At 73.9% G+C, this 15,200-nt stretch carries 15 protein-coding genes, 2 tRNA genes and 1 pseudogene; 9 read left to right on the plus strand and 9 right to left on the minus strand.

The window, feature by feature from the left end; translation table 11 throughout:
• Positions 1-63 precede the first annotated feature (63 nt).
• Both QWZ14_RS03110 and QWZ14_RS03115 read left to right on the plus strand, forming a co-directional pair.
• Positions 64-459: a transposase gene (locus QWZ14_RS03110; protein WP_290315107.1), complete on the plus strand. Its 396-nt coding sequence runs from the start codon at positions 64-66 to the stop codon at positions 457-459.
• A 113-nt stretch (positions 460-572) separates the two neighbouring features.
• Positions 573-1,061 carry a hypothetical protein gene (locus QWZ14_RS03115; protein ID WP_290315108.1) on the plus strand — a complete coding sequence of 163 codons (489 nt, stop codon included), beginning with the start codon at positions 573-575 and terminating at the stop codon, positions 1,059-1,061.
• Between the two features lie 632 nt (positions 1,062-1,693).
• Here QWZ14_RS03115 and QWZ14_RS03120 read toward each other — a convergent pair.
• Positions 1,694-1,783, minus strand: a tRNA-Ser gene (locus tag QWZ14_RS03120).
• Positions 1,784-1,912: 129 nt separating this feature from the next.
• On the opposite strand from QWZ14_RS03120, the gene QWZ14_RS03125 reads away from it, so the two are divergent.
• Positions 1,913-2,230 (plus strand): plasmid stabilization protein, encoded by a 318-nt coding sequence (locus QWZ14_RS03125; protein ID WP_290315109.1) that lies wholly within the window; start codon positions 1,913-1,915, stop codon positions 2,228-2,230.
• Positions 2,231-2,240: 10 nt separating this feature from the next.
• Here QWZ14_RS03125 and QWZ14_RS03130 read toward each other — a convergent pair.
• From QWZ14_RS03130 to QWZ14_RS03165, 8 genes and pseudogenes are all read right to left on the minus strand, one after another.
• Positions 2,241-2,326, minus strand: a tRNA-Leu gene (locus QWZ14_RS03130).
• A 34-nt stretch (positions 2,327-2,360) separates the two neighbouring features.
• Entirely contained in the window at positions 2,361-3,254 is an 894-nt protein-coding gene (locus QWZ14_RS03135; protein WP_290315110.1) for a S1C family serine protease, read from the minus strand.
• 64 nt (positions 3,255-3,318) lie between these two features.
• Positions 3,319-4,104: a RadC family protein gene (gene radC / locus QWZ14_RS03140; protein ID WP_290315111.1), complete on the minus strand. Its 786-nt coding sequence runs from the start codon at positions 4,102-4,104 to the stop codon at positions 3,319-3,321.
• A gap of 77 nt (positions 4,105-4,181) precedes the next feature.
• Complete coding sequence (gene map / locus QWZ14_RS03145; RefSeq protein WP_290315112.1) at positions 4,182-4,988, minus strand: type I methionyl aminopeptidase; 807 nt, start codon at positions 4,986-4,988, stop codon at positions 4,182-4,184.
• A 146-nt stretch (positions 4,989-5,134) separates the two neighbouring features.
• On the minus strand, positions 5,135-6,022 hold the full coding sequence (locus QWZ14_RS03150) for a methyltransferase domain-containing protein (protein WP_290315113.1): 888 nt from the start codon (positions 6,020-6,022) through the stop codon (positions 5,135-5,137).
• Between the two features lie 31 nt (positions 6,023-6,053).
• Positions 6,054-6,650 (minus strand): hypothetical protein, encoded by a 597-nt coding sequence (locus QWZ14_RS03155; protein ID WP_290315114.1) that lies wholly within the window; start codon positions 6,648-6,650, stop codon positions 6,054-6,056.
• 8 nt (positions 6,651-6,658) lie between these two features.
• The gene (locus tag QWZ14_RS03160; protein WP_290315115.1) at positions 6,659-7,342 is read right to left on the minus strand and encodes a TerC family protein; all 684 of its coding nucleotides are present in this window, start codon (positions 7,340-7,342) and stop codon (positions 6,659-6,661) included.
• A 321-nt stretch (positions 7,343-7,663) separates the two neighbouring features.
• Positions 7,664-8,266: pseudogene (locus QWZ14_RS03165) on the minus strand (TerC family protein); the annotation flags it as partial.
• A 270-nt stretch (positions 8,267-8,536) separates the two neighbouring features.
• On the opposite strand from QWZ14_RS03165, the gene purB reads away from it, so the two are divergent.
• The 6 genes from purB to QWZ14_RS03195 all read left to right on the plus strand — a co-directional run.
• Complete coding sequence (gene purB / locus QWZ14_RS03170) at positions 8,537-9,868, plus strand: adenylosuccinate lyase (RefSeq protein ID WP_290315116.1); 1,332 nt, start codon at positions 8,537-8,539, stop codon at positions 9,866-9,868.
• 123 nt (positions 9,869-9,991) lie between these two features.
• Positions 9,992-10,270, plus strand: coding sequence for a hypothetical protein (locus QWZ14_RS03175; RefSeq protein ID WP_290315117.1), 279 nt, complete (start codon positions 9,992-9,994; stop codon positions 10,268-10,270).
• Between the two features lie 103 nt (positions 10,271-10,373).
• Positions 10,374-11,999: a tetratricopeptide repeat protein gene (locus QWZ14_RS03180; protein WP_290315118.1), complete on the plus strand. Its 1,626-nt coding sequence runs from the start codon at positions 10,374-10,376 to the stop codon at positions 11,997-11,999.
• 3 nt (positions 12,000-12,002) lie between these two features.
• Positions 12,003-13,430, plus strand: a complete 1,428-nt coding sequence (locus QWZ14_RS03185) for an FkbM family methyltransferase (RefSeq protein WP_290315119.1) — start codon at positions 12,003-12,005, stop codon at positions 13,428-13,430.
• Positions 13,397-14,824, plus strand: coding sequence for a tetratricopeptide repeat-containing glycosyltransferase family protein (locus tag QWZ14_RS03190; protein WP_290315120.1), 1,428 nt, complete (start codon positions 13,397-13,399; stop codon positions 14,822-14,824). The genes QWZ14_RS03185 and QWZ14_RS03190 overlap by 34 nt, the downstream gene beginning before the upstream one ends.
• 102 nt (positions 14,825-14,926) lie before the next feature.
• Positions 14,927-15,200: hypothetical protein (locus QWZ14_RS03195; protein WP_290315121.1), on the plus strand; the 274-nt coding region annotated here is incomplete at its 3' end.

Consider the following 15,200-nt stretch of genomic DNA (forward strand, 5'->3'; position numbering starts at 1 on the left):
TCAGAACGCGCGATTCCGCGCAACCTCAATGTGCTCTAGTACGCTGTTGCGGCTGATGTCGCGATGGAGATCGAGGCGGAGGCGACGAGCGCTTATACGAGACGACGTATGAGCGCGCGTAGCGAGGTGGTGGAGGTGGTGACCCGCGGTGAGCGGCGCCGGGCTTGGTGGGTGGAGCAGAAACTCGCGATTGTGGCGGAGGCGATGCGGCCGGGCGCGACGCCGGCGGAGGTGGCGCGCCGCTGGGGCATCGGCACGGGCTTGCTCTACACGCGGCGGCAGCAGTTCTTCGCTGACGAATTGGGCGAGCCGCCGGTGCCGGCGCCTGCCTTCGTCCAAGTCAGCTTGGCTCGACCGGTGGAATCTGAGGCCGCACCCCACGTCCGCCTGCGGTCAAAGCCGACACGGCGCCGGAAGCTGGCCAGAGGGAGATCGTCCTGCCGGGCGGCGCGGTCGTGAGGGCCGGCGCCGATGCGGACGGGGCTGCGCTGCGCCGGGTGCTCGCCGCGCTGGCGTCGCCATGATCGGCCCGGCACCGGGGACGCGCATCCTCCTGGCCTGCGGGCATACCGATGCGCGGCGCGGCATGGATGGGCTGGCGGCATTGGTGCAGCAGGCCTTCGGCGCTCGCCCACCTCACCGGCAACGCCAGAGTCTTCGCAGACGACACGCCGCTGCCGACACTCGAGCGCGGCCTGGGACGGACAATGGACCGCCGGCTCTGGGCCTACGCCATGGACCTCCAAATTGGACAAGGCCGGCGCTGGCGCCCCATCTATATGCGCACCGACGACGGCACCGTCCTCGCCCAGCCCCGGGCCGCGGGCTTCATGCTCGCGGTCAAGCGCTGGCCGGGCGCTTGGCGCCCCATGTTTGAGCACGACGACCATGTCGGCCTCATGCTGCCGATCATCGCCTGCTCGGAAGCCGAGGAGGTGGAGAAGCTGATTGCAGGACGGCCGCAGGAAGTCCGCTACCACGTGGGCCGCGCCTACCACCACATCCCGGAAGCCGTCTGCGGAATCCGCGACTACTGCCGCCACCACCAAACGTCGGATTGAATCGGCATTCGCCATAGGGTCGAGCCACGTTTGCCTGGGGATCCATACGACGGTTACGGATCGGGGAGGTATTCGGCACTTGCAGGCGCAGCAATGGCTTGCAGCACATGCGCTGGCTCGGGCTTTCCAAGGCGGGGTTGCAGGTCCGGTTGGCCGCAAGGCCCAAAATCTGCGCCGACGCATTGAATTGATGGCGTCGAAGGCTGCGTGATTTATACGCGGCCTCGATGTACTGCAGGGCGGCACCCTCGAAAGATCCGAGGGGCGGGGCAGGCCAGCCGCTTGACCAAAGCCCCTTCAGGCATATCTGCCGCGATCTTTGCGAGCGACCGCGCCCGCAACTCACCCGCGCACAGGTCTGATCAAGTGTTCGCCCTCGGAGTATGGATTCGGGCAAGTAGGGGTTCGAACCATGGCAGGTGCCCACCGCGCTGAGACCGGCCTTTTACCTGGCTTTTTGAGTTCCGTACCAAATCGGCCAAGTCAGGAGGTCCGGAGAAAAATGGCCTCGGGAGAGCGATTTTCGAGCGTCTCCGGGCTGAGCCAGTCAACAGGTTTGCCCCGAAAATCCCAGGAAACCTGCCACTAAGCGCGGCGCTCGGTCTGGCGGAGAGCACGGCTCGTATGGGAACTGGCGGAGAGGGTGGGATTCGAACCCACGGTACAGTTGCCCGTACTTCGGTTTTCGAGACCGACCCGTTCGACCACTCCGGCACCTCTCCTGGTCTGCAAGCCCTATAACCGCGCCCGCGGCCCGGTGCAACGCCCCGCGGCCACCCCGCATGCCGCCGGCCGGTGGAACCAGCGCCGCCCCCGCCGGTTGTTCCAGGACCCACGCAGGAGGTCAGGCCATGCCCCGCGGCGACAAGTCCAGCTACACCCCGAAGCAGAAGCGCCAGGCAGCGCATATCGAGGCCAGCTACGAGGCGCGTGGCACCCCGCCGGACGAAGCGGAAGGCCGCGCTTGGGCCACCGTCAACAAGGAGACCGGGGGCGGCAACCAGAGCGGCTCCGGTCGTGGCAAGCCCGACACGAAGGTCTCCGCCAAAAAGGGCGGCGACATCGGCGGCAAGGCCTCGGCCGGCCGCAGCGCGGCGGACCGCTCGGCCGCGGCGAAGAAGGCGGCCGCCACCCGCAAGCGCAACGCGGAAGAACGCACCCGGCACTAGGCCGGTCGGCTGGTAGGGGCGGCGGGATTCGAACCCGCACGGGCTCGCGCCCGAGGGATTTTAAGTCCCTTCCGGCTACCATTTCGGCACGCCCCCGTCGGCCCTGCTCTAGCACAGCCGCGGGGCGACGCTAGCGCATGCAGCGGAGGAAGACGGTGGAGGGATGCGCCACCTCCCCCACCTCGGCGGCACTGCGCGCCATCATGCCGGTCGGCGCCATCCGCGGCTGCACCCCGTTGGCGCGCAGGAAGTCCAGGGCCTCCGCCCCCTTCACCGCGAAATTCACGTTCTGCGGAATGTCGCCGGTGCTCTGGGCGATGCGCTGGGCGTTGAGCTTCGAGACCACGACCCCCATCACGTTGCCGCTGAGGTCCAGCAGCGGCCCGCCCGAGTTGCCGGGCTGCACCGGCGCGCTGATCTGGAACTGGCTCTGGTTGTCCCGCATCCCGCCCAGCGCCGAGACCTCCCCCGTGGTCAGGGTCGGGCCGGAGGAGAGCAGCCCGGCCAGCGGGAAGCCGTAGGTCACCACCCCCTCGCCGCGCCGCACCTCGGGCCCGGCGCGGAAGCTCAGCACCGGCCCGGGATCCCCCTGCACCGTCAGCAGCGCCAGGTCGCGCCGTTCGTCGGTCGCCTGCACCCGTGCCGTCAGCTCCGCCCCGGCCGCGGTGCGGACCCGCATCTCGGTGCAGTGATTGGCCACGTGATGGTTGGTTAGCAGCCGCCCCGGCGCGACCACGAAGCCGGTGCCGGAGGAAACGGCGCGGCTGCCGCCGAAGGGCCCGCTCCCCGGCGGCAGCGGCGGCGGCTTGGTGCCGCCGCCCCCCGCCTCCGGCGGCGGCAGCGTCGGCCGGGCCGAGGGCTGGACCCGCGACGACTGCGGCCCCCCCAGGGGCGGCGGCTTGCCGCCGGGCGGCATCGGCTCCATCCCCAGCGGCGGCGGCTTCGGCTGCGCCAGGGCAGCGCCGGCCAGGCCGCAGCCGGTCAGCAGCGTGCAGGTCGCGATCAGCAATGGCAGGTTGCGCATGGGCGGAGCCTGCCGGGATGCGATGGTTTCGGTCAACAGCCGTCCTCGATGCCCTGGATCACGGTCAGAGCAAGCCCTCCCGCCGGAGGGAGGTCTGCCGGCCGTTGCCGATGATCAGGTGGTCGTGCAGCACGACGCCGAAGACCGCGGCCGCCGCCTTGATCTCGGCCGTCATCTCGATGTCCGCCCGCGACGGGGTCGGGTCGCCGCTCGGGTGGTTGTGCACCAGGATCAGCGCCGTCGCCTGCAGCTCCAGCGCCCGCTTCACCACCTCCCGCGGATAGACCGGCGTATGGTTCACCGTGCCGCGGCCCTGCACCTCATCGGCCAGCAGCCGGTTCCGGGTATCGAGGAAGAGCACATGCACCTCCTCCACCGGCGCCCGGGCGACATGGGCGTTGAGGTAGGCGAGCAACTGCTCCCAGTTGGCCAGCAGGTCGCGGCCGCGCAGCTCGGCCCCGGCCAGCCGCAACGCCGCCGCCTGCACCGTCTTGAGCGCCGCCGCCCCGGCGTCCCGGATGCCCTCCACCTGGCGCAGCTCCGCCAGCGGCGCGGCGATCGCGTTGGCGAAGCTGCCGAAGCGGGCGATCAGGGCGCGGGCGAGCGGCTTGGTGTCCTGCCGCGGCAGGGCGAGGAACAGCACCATCTCCAGCAGCTCGTAGTCGGCCAATGCGTCCGGCCCGGCCAGCAGCAGCCGCTGCCGCATCCGTTCGCGGTGCCCGAGGTGGCCGGGCGGGTCCGGCGGTGGCGCCGGCCGTGGCCCCGCGGGGCCGCAGGCCCGCGGCAGCTCGAGCGGGAGCCCCGCCAACCCGGCCTCGGCGAGGCCCTTCCGCTCTCCCGCTCTGCGCATCGCCCGATGCCCCGCTGCGTCCTGCGGGAAAATGCGGCGATTCGAGACCGAAACCAACAGCTATTTTCGGCCCGCCCTCAGGGCTGGTAGGGCGGCCGGTGCAGCCCGCCGGGGGAGAGGGTGAAGATCTCCACCCCCGTCGCCGTCACCCCGACCATGTGCTCGAACTGCGCCGAGAGGCTGCGGTCCCGGGTCACCGCGGTCCAGCCGTCGTCGAGGATCTTCACCTCCGGCCGGCCGGCGTTCACCATCGGCTCGATGGTGAAGAACATGCCGGGCTTCAGCACCGGGCCCTCGCCCGGGCGGCCGAAGTGCAGCACGTTCGGCGGCTCGTGGAAGCGCCGGCCGATGCCGTGGCCGCAGAAGTCCCGCACCACGGTGAAGCGGTGGCGCTCGACATAGGCCTGGATGGCATGGCCGATGTCGCCGAGGGTCGCCCCCGGCCGCACCGCCTCGACCCCCTTCATCATCGAGTCATAGGTGACGTCGAGCAGCAGCCGCGCCTTGGTCGAGGCGGCGCCGGCCACGTACATCCGGCTGGTGTCGCCGTGCCAGCCGTCGAGGATGACGGTGACGTCGATGTTGATGAGGTCGCCTTCCGCCAGCACCCGCTCGCCCGGGATGCCGTGGCAGACCACGTGGTTGATCGAGGTGCAGATCGACTTCGGATAGCCGCGGTAGCCCAGCGGCGCCGGCACCGCGCCCTGGGCCAGGATGTGCTCGTGGCAGATGCGGTCGAGCTCGGCCGTGGTCACGCCGGGGCGGACATGCGGCGTGATGAGGTCGAGCGTCTCCGCCGCGAGTTGCCCGGCGCGGCGCATGCCGGCGAAATCCTCGGGCGTATGGAGGGTGATGCGGCGTCCGTCGCCGCCCTGCTGGTCCATGGGCTTTGGCTGTCTCTGCTTGAGGAATTGCCCTCAAGATGCTCGCCGGGGCCGCCCGGTGCAAGGCCAAGCGGGTATCGGAGGAATCGCACCGGCGTGCGGGCTGCGCCGGCGAACCGTTCCGGGGTTAGGGCGCGGGGGCCGGGTCAGCCCGCCTTCTCCCCGGCGCTGCGCTCCTCCGCTCCCAGCGCATCCGCCAGCCGGGCATTGGCGCTCCCCGGCCGCGCCGGCCTGCTCTGGCTCTCGTGCGGCGCCCAGCCGGTCATCACCAGCAGCCGCAGCGTCACCGGGATGCCCGCCGCATCCCGCGGCAGGCTGGCCAGGGCCATCGGCAGCAGCGCCCGCGGCGGCACCCGCGCATCCCGCGCCAGCACCGCGTTGGCCTCCCCCGCCGCCCGCAGGTCGTGCAGCAGCGCCAGGGGCGTGCGGTAGCGGACCGGCAGCCCCTCGCCATCCGCCACCGGCAGGGCGAAGCCGGCCCGCTGCAGCAGCCCGGCCAGGTCGCGCAGCTCGGGGAAGGGCGAGACCCGCGGCGAGAGGCCGCCGCGCAGCGCGCTTTCCGCCCCCGCCAGCGCCTCCCGCAGCTCCTGCAGGGTGCCCAGCCCCGGCAGGGAGGCGAGGAACAGCCCGTCCGGCCGCAGCGCCCGGCGGAGCTGCACCAGCGCCCCCGGCAGGTCGTTCACCCAGTGCAGCGACAGGTTGGCCACGATCAGGTCGAAGCTCTCCGGCGCGAAGGGCAGCGCCTCCTCGTCCCCGGCCAGCGGCAGGCCGCCGGCCCCGGCCGCCATCCGGGCCGAGAGGTCCATCGAGACCACCAGCGGGATGCCACGCGCCCGCAGCAGCGGCGCCACCACCCCGCGGCCGCCGATCTCGAGCGCCCGGCTGAAGCGGCGGGTGGTGTCGTCCAGCCGGTCGAGCAGCCGCTCGGCCGCCGCCTCCAGCACCGGCGCGACCTGCGCCACGGTGGCGGCGGCGCGGTCCCGGCGCAGCCGGACCAGGCGTCGGTCGAAGACCTCGAGGGGCGAATGGCTCATGCCGGGAAGGTGGGGCGTCGCGGCCGCGATGTCAGGGGACCCGCAGGGCCGCCAGGATGCTGCTGGCGAAGGCCCGGGCATCGGCCGGCGCCGGGTCCTGCTGCGGCATGGTCACCCGCAGCCGCAGCAACCCGCCGCCCAGGCCGCCGGCGCAGAGCAGCCCCTCCACCCGTTCCCGGCCGTAGGCGCCCTCGGTCTCGGTGCAGCGCAGCCCGCCGTCCAGGGTGAACCGCGGCCCATCCTGCAGCCGCTGCTGCGGCAGCGGCCGGGTGGCCTCCTGCACCAGCGCCGCGAAGGCGGCCTCGACCGCCGGGCCCTCGGCGCCCTCCGGCACGGCGGCGCCGGGCAGGCGGGCCAGGGTCACGGTGGCGCCGGCGGCGGTGCGGCCCAGGGTGCGGTAGGCGGTCTCGCGGCCCTCCTCGCCGGCCTGGGCCAGGGCGATGGTGGCGCCGCGGCGGAAGCCGGCGGCCTCGGCCGGCAGCCGGGCGGCCAGCTCGGCGACGGGCACCGCCCGCCTCGCCGCGGTGGCGGTGGGTTGCCCCGGCATCGGGGCGCAGCCCGCGAGGGCCAGCATCCCCAGCCCGACCGGCAGCGGCAGCAGCCCCCGCCGCACCCGGCCGGCCGCCATGGCGCGGCTCAGCCCGCCGGCCCGGCCGGCGTCGCCGCGACCACCAGGGCCGGGCGCAGCTGCAGCGCCGCATGGCCCGGGCCGTACAGGGTCAGCAGCCGGTGCCCGTCCTCGTAGACCATCTTGAGGCCGATCCAGACGATCAGCGCGACGCCGACATAGGCGATCCAGCGGTAGCGCTCGAGCAGCTTCGAGATCAGCGTCGCCGCCACGCCCATCAGCAGGATGGAGATCACCAGCCCGACGACCAGCATCGGCGTGTTGCCGACCGCGGCCCCGGCCACCGCGAGGACGTTGTCGAGGCTCATCGAGACATCGGCGATGACGATCTGGCGCAGCGCCGTCGCCATGGTCTTGGTCTCGTGCACCGCCTGGTGGCCGTCCGCGTCGTTCTTGTCCTCGTCGCGCAGCTCCTTGAAGAAGCTATAGGCGATCCAGAGCAGCACCAGGCCGCCGGCCAGCAACAGGCCGGGCACCGCCAGCAGCTGCACCGCCAGCAGGCTGAGCACGATCCGCAGCACCACCGCCAGCACCATGCCGAACATGATGGCCTTGGGACGCTGATCGGCCGGCAGCCCCGCCGCGGCCAGGGCGATGAGCACGGCGTTGTCCCCGGAGAGGACGATATTGACCCCGAGAATCTGCAGGAGGAGGAGCCAATTCCAGCTCTCGGCGATCGACGTTAAATCCATTAGGCAAGCTCCGGCCCTGAAGTGCTGGCGATTGAGGCCGGATGCCCGGCGCGCCGCACCCTAGGGGAGCGTTTTCGGCCTGTGAAGCGGCCCGGAGGCGCCCAAAGCCGCGACGGGCGGGCCATCTCCGGCCCTGCCCGCCTCGACATTACCGCGAATTCAGGCCTTGGGTTTGGGCGAGCGCTGCAGCAGCGTGACCGTCGCCATGGCCAGGGCGGCGATGCCGACGACCTGGGCCGCCGTCGCCACCGCCCAGATCCAGGCGGGGAAGACATGCGGCAGCGCCAGGTAGCCGAGCGGCAGCAGCAGGTAGGCATAGGCGCCCGGCACTTGGTCGGCGACCTGGTGGGTACCCTGCCAGATCATGTCCGCCGCGACATACAGGATCACCACGAGCCCGACCCAGGCGATCCAGCGGTGCTTGTTCAGCAGGTTGGCGATCAGCGTCGCCGCCACGCCCATCAGCACGACCGAGATGGCGAGCCCGGCCACCAGCACCCAGGTATGGTCCTTGGCCGCCCCCGCCACCGCGAGCACGTTGTCGAGGCTCATGGAGATGTCGGCGACCAGGATCTGGGTGATGGCCTGCGGCAGGGTCTTGCCGGCCGGCACCGCCGCCTCCTCGCCCTCGGGCAGGGCCTCCACGTGGTCGTGCGAGCGCAGCTCGCGGAACATCTTCCAGCAGACCCAGAGCAGCAGCACGCCGCCGGCCAGGGTGATGCCGACGATCGCCAGCAGCTGCGCGGTCACCGCGGCGAAGCCGATGCGCATGATGGTGGCGGCGATGATGCCCCAGAAGATCGCCTTGCGCCGCTGCTCGACCGGCAGGCCGGCGGCGGCCATGCCGACCACGATGGCGTTGTCCCCCGCCAGGACAAGGTCGATGAACAGCACCTGGGCGAGCGGGACAATCCAATCGGGCATCGGGACGGGGGCTCCTGGCGGGGGCGCTGCGGCTTGAACGGGGGCTGACCGGCCGCAGATAAATAAACCGCAATCTTTACGCAACCCCGATCAACCAGATTCACCACCTTGCCATCTGCCCGCCCGGGGTCCACACCGCGCCGGAGCGCGGCCGGGACCCCAGCGGCAGGCCGCCGCACCGGGCCCGTGGTCGGCCAAGGACCAGGGGCCCGCCCCCCATGACGCCGCCGCACGGCCCGCCGGGCGCCGGCCCGAACGACCGAGGCCGCGATGGTCCCCCGCTATTCCCGCCCGCAGATGGCCGCCATCTGGTCCCCCGAGGAACGCTACCGGATCTGGTTCGAGATCGAGGCCCTGGCCGCCGAGGCCATGGCCGAGTTCGGCACCATCCCGGCCGAGGCCGCCGCCGCGATCCGCGCCAGGGGCGCCCCCCGCGCCGCCGCCATCGGCCCGGCCGAGGTCGAGGCGATCGACGCCATCGAGCGGGTCACCCGGCACGACGTCATCGCCTTCCTCACCTTCATGGCCGAGGGCATCGGCCCGGAGGCCCGCTTCATGCACCAGGGCATGACCAGCTCCGACGTGCTGGACACCTGCCTCGCGGTGCAGCTCAGCCGCGCCGCCGACCTGCTGATCGCCGACCTCGACGCCCTGCTCGCGGCGCTGAAGGCCCGGGCGCAGGAGCACAAGCTCACCCCGACGATCGGCCGCAGCCACGGCATCCAGGCCGAGCCCACCACCTTCGGCCTCAAGCTGGCCGGCTACTACGCCGAGTTCACCCGCAACCGCGCCCGGCTCGTCGCCGCCCGGGCGGAGATCGCCACCTGCGCCATCAGCGGCCCGGTCGGCACCTTCGCCAGCGTCGATCCCCGCGTGGAGGAATTCGTCGCCGCCAGGCTCGGCCTCGCGGTCGAGCCGGTCTCGACCCAGGTCATCCCGCGCGACCGCCACGCCGCCTTCTTCAGCGCCCTGGCCGTGGTCGCGGCCGGGATCGAGCGGCTGGCCACCGAGGTCCGCCACCTGCAGCGGAGCGAGGTCCGCGAGGCGGAGGAATTCTTCCACGCCGGGCAGAAGGGCTCCTCCTCCATGCCGCACAAGCGCAACCCGGTGCTGAGCGAGAACCTGACCGGCCTCGCCCGGCTGGTCCGCAGCCACGTCGTGCCGGCGCTGGAGAACGTCACCCTCTGGCACGAGCGCGACATCAGCCACTCGAGCGTCGAGCGGGTGATCGCGCCCGATGCCACCATCGGCCTCGACTTCGCCCTCTCGCGGCTGACCGGGATGATGGAGAAGCTGACCGTCTACCCCGCCCGCATGGCGCAGAACCTGGAGAGCCTGGGCGGCGTCGTGCATTCCCAGAAGGTGCTGCTGGCGCTGACCCAGGCCGGGATGAGCCGCGAGGAGGCCTATGCCGCGGTGCAGTCCGCCGCCATGGCCACCTGGCGGGCGCTGGGCAGCCCCGAGGCCCGCAGCTTCCGCGACAACCTGCTGGAGGAGCCGGGGGTGACGCTGGATGCCGCTTCCCTCGACGCGGCCATGGACCCGCAGCGGGACTTCACCCATGTGGAGACCATCTTCCGCCGGGTCTTCGCCGGCGGGTGACGGCGGCCGGCCGGCCAGGATCGCCGGGGCGTGATTCACTGCCGCGCCCGGGCCGCCGGATTGCCGCGTTTCCGCCGCAGGCGGGGCGCTATGATCCGCACAAGCAAGGAGGTTCGGCTCACCATGCGTGCCCTTCGCATCGTCCTGATCGCCACGGCGGCCCTGGTGTCGGGGCTGACGCTGGCACCCGCGGCCGGCCAGGCCCACGGCCACTGGTACGGCCGGGGTGGCGGCTACTACGCCCCGCCGCCGCGCTACTACGCGCCGCCGCCGCGGCCCTACTACCGGCCGCCGCCGCCGGTCTACTACGCGCCGCCGCCGGCCTACTACGCCCCGCCGCCGCGCTACTACGCGCCGCCGCCGCCGCGCTACTACGCCCCGCCGCCGCGCTACGGCTGGTAGGCCACCCCCGGCCTTAACGCTTCCGCAGCCCTCCGCCCCCTAGGGTCGCGCCGGACCAATCTCCGGCGCGCCCTTCCGCGCCGCAGCGCGGAGTGCAAGCGGCATGGCGGCGTCGGGCGCGGCGGGTGTGGACAATCCAGCGCCGCCGGGCCCCGCCCGGGACACGGCCGGGCTGCTCGCGGCCGCCGACCGCTGCGCCGCCGCGGGCGACCGGCACCGGGCCCTGGCGCTGTTCGGCCGCGCCACCGCCCTCGCCCCCGGCTGCGCCCAGGCCTGGGCCGGCGCCGGCCTGGCGCTGCAGGCCCTCGGCCGCCCCGGCGAGGCCACCGCCGCCCTCTGCCGCGCCCGCGTCCTGGACCCGGGGCTGGCCACCGCCCGCAACGCCCTCGGCACGCTCTTCCTCGGCCGCGGCCTGGCCGCTGAGGCGAAGGGCGAATTCACCGCCGCCATCCGGGCCGCGCCGGGCTGGTGGATGCCCTGGGTCAACCTCGGCCTGCTCGCCCAGCGGACCGGCGACGCGGCCGCCGCCCTGGCGCCGCTGCACGAGGCCACCCGCCTCGCCCCCGGTTGCGCCGAGGCCTGGCACGGCCTCGGCACCGCGCTGCAGCTGCTCGGCCGCGACGGGGAGGCCGAGGCCGCCCACCGCCGCGCCCTGGCGCTCGACCCGCGGCACCTGCTGGCCCGGGCCAACCTCGGCCGGGCGCTGCGAGCGCAGAACCGGCTGGAGGAGGCCGCCGCCGCCTACCACGCCGCCCTGGCGCTCCGCCCCGACCATGCCGAGACCCGCTGGAACCTCGCCGTCACCGACTTCCTCCGCGGCGACTGGGCGGCGGCCTGGGAGGGCGCCGAGTGGCGCTGGCGGGTGCCCGGCTTCCCCACCCGCCCGCGCGGCTTCGCCCAGCCGCTCTGGCAGGGCGAGCCCGCTCCCGGCCGCACCCTGCTGCTGCATGCCGAGCAGGGCTTCGGCGACACGCTGATGATGCTGCGCTACCTGCCGCAGGCGGCGGCCAGCGGCGCCCGGCTGCTGCTGGAGCTGCCGGCGGCGCTGCTGCCGCTCGCCGCCGGCCTGCCGGCCGAGCCGGTCGCCGAGGGCAGCCCCCTCCCCGCCTTCGACCTGCACTGCCCGCTGCTGAGCCTGCCGCGCGCCTTCGCGACCACCCCGGCCACCATCCCCGCGGCGCCCTACCTGCGGCCGCCGGCCGCCGCCGCCGCCCGCTGGGCCGGGCGGCTGCCGGAGGATGGCGGCCCGCCCCGGGTCGGGCTGGTCTGGGCCGGCCGTCCCAGCCATGCCAACGACGCCCGGCGCTCCATCGGCCTGGCCGCGCTGGCGCCGCTGCTGGCCATGCCCGGCCTGCGCTTCCTGGCGCTGCAGGCCGGCCCGCGCGCGGCGGAGATCGCCCGGCTCGGCCTCGGCCCGCAGCTCGAGGATCTCTCACCCGAACTGACCGACTTCGGCGAGACCGCCGCGGCGCTGACGCGGCTGGACCTGCTGGTCACGGTCGATACCGCGGTGCTGCACCTGGCCGGCGCGCTCGGCCTGCGCTTCCTCGCCCTGCTGCCCTTCGCGCCCGACTGGCGCTGGCTGCCCGGCCGCGACGACACCCCCTGGTACCCCTCCGGCCGGCTGCTGCGGCAGGCGGCGCCGGGCGACTGGTCCGCCCCGGTCGCCGCCCTGGCCGCGGCGCTGGCCGGGCTCGCCCCCATCCCCGCATCCCTGGCCGCCGGGTAGCCCATGCACGAGCAGTCCAAGGCGGCCAAGCGCCGCATCGCCGACGCCGCCTTCGTCACCCGCTACATGGCCGGGGAGGCGCTCGACATCGGCGCCGGCCCGGATGGCCTCGCCCGGCATGTCGGGGTCTTCCCCCGCCTCGCCGCCGTCCGCGAATGGGACCTGCCGGATGGCGACGCGCAGTACCTCTCCGGCCTCGCCGATGCCAGCTTCGACCTGGTCCATGCCAACCACTGCCTGCAGCACGTGGTCGACCCGCGGGTGGCGCTGTCCCACTGGATCCGGGTGACGCGGCCCGGCGGCCACCTCGTCATCACCGTCCCCGACGAGGACATGTACGAGCGCGGCCAATGGCCGAGCCGCGCCAATGCCGACCACAAGTGGAGCTTCACCGCCTTCAAGGCCGAGAGCTGGGCGCCGAAGTCGGTGAACCTGCTCGACCTCGCCCGCGAATTCGGCGGGCTGGTCGAGCTCGAGCGGCTGCAGGTGGTGCGCGACTTCTTCCGCCCCGAGCTGCCGGGCGACCAGACCATGGGACCGGTCGCCGAATGCGCCATCGAATTCGTCCTGCGCCGCCGTCCGGAGCCGGTCGCCGCGCCGCTGCTGCACGATGCCGCCACCCGCAGCCTGATCCCCCCCACCGGGCGCAACCGGCTGCAGGCCTGCCGCCAGGGGCTGATGCTGCTGGACAGCCAGGACGGCAAGGTCGGCCGGCTGCTCGAGACCTATGGCGAATACGCCGAGGCCGCGGTGGCGCTGTTTGCCCAGGTCCTGCAGCCCGGCGACATCGCGGTCGATGCCGGCGCCGGTATCGGCAGCCTCGCCGTCGCCCTGGCCCGGCTGGTCGGGCCGCAGGGCGCGGTCCATGCCTTCGAGCCGCAGCCGCAGGTCCACCGCACCCTGGTCGCCAATGCCGCGCTGAACGCGCTGGACCACCTGACCTGCTGGAACGCCGCGCTGGGCGAGGCGCCCGGCACCATCGCGCCCCCCCGCATGAGCCCCGATGCCCGTCCCGGCCACGGCGGCGTGGCGGATGCCGCGCGCGTCGCCCACATCCCGGTGATGACCATCGATGGCCTCGAGCTGCCGCGCTGCCGGCTCATCAAGGCCGACGTCGCGGGCATGGAGGCCTTCGTGCTGCGCGGCGCCGCCGCCACCATCGCCCGCCACCGCCCGCTGCTCTACCTCGAGGCCGATGCCGCCGGCACCGTCGCGGCCCTGCTGCAAGTCATCGCGGAGCTCCGCTACGCCGCCTACTGGCATGTCGTGCCCTATGTGCAGCCGGGCAATTTCTACGCGCGCCCGGTCGAGTTCTGCCGCGGCATCGCCGCCGCGAATATCCTCGCCGCGCCGCCCGGCTTCACCGTCAACGGCCTGCCCCCGGTGCGCTCGGCCGAATGGCGGGCCGACCTCCGCCCCGCCGCGGCATGAGCGCGGCGCTGGCGGAGGCCCACCGCCTGGCCGCGGCCGGGGAGGCCGCGGCGGCGCTCGCCCTCTACGACGGGATCCTCGCCGGCGACCCCGCCGCCGCCGATGCCGCCAACAACGCCGGCGTGCTGCTGCGCCGCCTGGGCGCCGGGGAGGCCGCCATCCGCCGCTACCGCCAGGCGCTGGCGGCGGTGCCGGACCACCCCGATGCCGGCTGGAACCTCGGCCGGGCGCTGCTCGAGGCCGACCAAGCCGACGAGGCTTGGCTGCACCTCCGCCGCGCCGCGGCGCTGCGCCCCGGCTGGGAACGCTGGCACGGCCTCGGCCGCGCCTGCCAGGCGCGCGGCGACCTCGCCGGCGCCGAGGCGGCCTATGCCCGGGCCCTCGCCGCCCGGCCGGAGGCGGCCGAGACCCTGAACAACCTGGCCAATATCCGCCAGGCCGCCGGCCAGCCGGAGGCGGCCCTGGCGCTGCAGGACCGCGCCCTGGCCCTGGACCCAGGCAATGCGGACCTGCACTACAACCGGGCCCTGCTGCTGCTGCTGCTGGGCCGCTGGGCCGAAGGCTGGCGCGAGCACGAATGGCGCTGGCAGGCGGCCGGCTTCGTCTCCCCCCGCCGCCGCTTCGCCAGCCCGGCCTGGGATGGCGGGCCACTGCCCGGCGGCACGCTGCTGCTGCACTGGGAACAGGGGCTCGGCGACACCATCCAGTTCTGCCGCTACGCCGCCGCCGCCCGCGCCCGGGTCGGCCGGCTGGTGCTGGAGGTGCAGCCGCCGCTGGCCACGCTGCTGCACGGGCTGCCCGGCGTGGATGCGGTGGCCGCCGCCGGCGACCCGGTGCCGCCGCATGACGCCCATGCCGCCCTGCTGAGCCTGCCGCTGCTGCTGGGCCAGGCACTGCCCGGGCCGCCGCCGTCCCGCCTCGCCGCCGCGCTGCGGCCGGAGCCCGGCCGCACCGGCCTGGTCTGGGCCGGCAACCCGAAGCACCTGAACGACCGCAACCGGTCCCTGCCGCTCGGGCTGCTGGCGCCGCTGCTGGCCCGGCCAGGTCGCCGCTGGGTCTCGCTGCAGCTCGGCCCGCGCCAGGCCGACATCGCCGCCGCCGGCCTCGCCGGGCGGCTGGAGGATCTCTCCCCCACCCTGGCCGATTTCGCCGCCACCGCCGCGGCGCTGGTCCGGCTGGAGCTGCTGATCACGGTGGACACCGCGGTCGCGCATCTCGCCGGCACGCTCGGCGTGCCCACCTGGCTGCTGCTGCCGCATGCGCCGGACTGGCGCTGGGGCACCGCGGGCGAGACCACGCCCTGGTACCGCAGCCTCCGACTCTGGCGCCAGCCGGCTCCCGGCGATTGGGCCGCGCTGCTGCCGCGCCTGCAGGACGCCCTGGCCTCCCGTTAAGCCGGAATTTACCGCGATCCCGCTAGATGCCACTTCAGGGCCCAAATCGGGCCGCCGTCGGCAAGAGGCCGATCTCTGCAATAGCTCGGCAGGAATCAGCCCATGTCCGGTACCGTCACCCTCGGCAATTCGATCAACATCATCACCCTCGCGGGCTTCACCTCCCTGACCGGCGGCACGCTCGACGACACGGTGACGGTCACGGGGGCGCTGTCGGGTTCGACCGTGGACCTGGCGGCCGGGCTGGATCGGCTGACCCTGGGCAATGGCGGCTACACGCTGACGATCTCGAACGTCGAGACCATCACCGGCGGCACCGGCGCCGACGCCGTCACCCTCGGTGCCGCGCTCTCGGGCGGGACCGTCAACCTCGGCC

The sequence above is a fragment of the Paeniroseomonas aquatica genome (assembly GCF_030409335.1).
Classification (GTDB): domain Bacteria; phylum Pseudomonadota; class Alphaproteobacteria; order Acetobacterales; family Acetobacteraceae; genus Belnapia; species Belnapia aquatica.

Bases quoted from the DNA above. Each gene is read 5' to 3' on its own strand.
- QWZ14_RS03110 (WP_290315107.1), top strand. From the start codon at position 64: ATGGAGATCGAGGCGGAGGCGACGAGCGCTTATACGAGACGACGTATG.
- QWZ14_RS03115 (WP_290315108.1), top strand. From the start codon at position 573: ATGCGCGGCGCGGCATGGATGGGCTGGCGGCATTGGTGCAGCAGGCCT.
- QWZ14_RS03125 (WP_290315109.1), top strand. From the start codon at position 1,913: ATGCCCCGCGGCGACAAGTCCAGCTACACCCCGAAGCAGAAGCGCCAG.
- QWZ14_RS03135 (WP_290315110.1), bottom strand. From the start codon at position 3,254: ATGCGCAACCTGCCATTGCTGATCGCGACCTGCACGCTGCTGACCGGC.
- radC (WP_290315111.1), bottom strand. From the start codon at position 4,104: ATGCGCAGAGCGGGAGAGCGGAAGGGCCTCGCCGAGGCCGGGTTGGCG.
- map (WP_290315112.1), bottom strand. From the start codon at position 4,988: ATGGACCAGCAGGGCGGCGACGGACGCCGCATCACCCTCCATACGCCC.
- QWZ14_RS03150 (WP_290315113.1), bottom strand. From the start codon at position 6,022: ATGAGCCATTCGCCCCTCGAGGTCTTCGACCGACGCCTGGTCCGGCTG.
- QWZ14_RS03155 (WP_290315114.1), bottom strand. From the start codon at position 6,650: ATGGCGGCCGGCCGGGTGCGGCGGGGGCTGCTGCCGCTGCCGGTCGGG.
- QWZ14_RS03160 (WP_290315115.1), bottom strand. From the start codon at position 7,342: ATGGATTTAACGTCGATCGCCGAGAGCTGGAATTGGCTCCTCCTCCTG.
- purB (WP_290315116.1), top strand. From the start codon at position 8,537: ATGGTCCCCCGCTATTCCCGCCCGCAGATGGCCGCCATCTGGTCCCCC.
- QWZ14_RS03175 (WP_290315117.1), top strand. From the start codon at position 9,992: ATGCGTGCCCTTCGCATCGTCCTGATCGCCACGGCGGCCCTGGTGTCG.
- QWZ14_RS03180 (WP_290315118.1), top strand. From the start codon at position 10,374: ATGGCGGCGTCGGGCGCGGCGGGTGTGGACAATCCAGCGCCGCCGGGC.
- QWZ14_RS03185 (WP_290315119.1), top strand. From the start codon at position 12,003: ATGCACGAGCAGTCCAAGGCGGCCAAGCGCCGCATCGCCGACGCCGCC.
- QWZ14_RS03190 (WP_290315120.1), top strand. From the start codon at position 13,397: ATGGCGGGCCGACCTCCGCCCCGCCGCGGCATGAGCGCGGCGCTGGCG.